Origin of the sequence: Mesorhizobium sp. M1A.F.Ca.ET.072.01.1.1 (assembly GCF_004023325.1) — a bacterium.
Taxonomy (GTDB): Bacteria; Pseudomonadota; Alphaproteobacteria; order Rhizobiales; family Rhizobiaceae; genus Mesorhizobium.
On sequence record NZ_RZSF01000776.1, the window covers coordinates 1 to 406 of the forward strand.

Consider the following 406-nt stretch of genomic DNA (forward strand, 5'->3'; position numbering starts at 1 on the left):
ATCCAGGGATCCGGCCCGGGACCGGCAGACCGATCTCCAGCGCTTCGATCGTCTGGCAAGGCTGCTCGATCAGATTGCCGGCGAGATCGAGGCGGAGAAGACCGGGCTTGAGAATCGCTACCGGACGAAGGCGACGAATGCCGCTTTCCTGGTCGAGGCGATGGAGAACGGTTCGGCGTCGACAGGCAAGTCGTCGGAAGTCAGCGAATTGACGAAGTCGATCCTGAATTGCGAGCGGCGCATTGCCGAGCTTGCCCGCCAGAACGGCGTGATGAAGGAACTGCGTCATTCGATCGACGCGATTGTCGACGAGAGTGCGCAAGGTCGCGATTCGCGGACCGGTTTCGTCAAGTCGGCAGGCGGACGCTGACGGCGCGAACACGGGTCCGCAGGCACAGGTTTGGTA

General features: G+C 62.3%; 1 protein-coding gene. It reads left to right on the plus strand.

The genetic code is table 11. From position 1 onward, the window contains the following. Positions 1-370 (plus strand): hypothetical protein (locus EOA32_RS37980; RefSeq protein ID WP_128374352.1); only part of this gene is annotated, 370 nt, incomplete at its 5' end. Between the last annotated feature and the right edge of the window lie 36 nt (positions 371-406).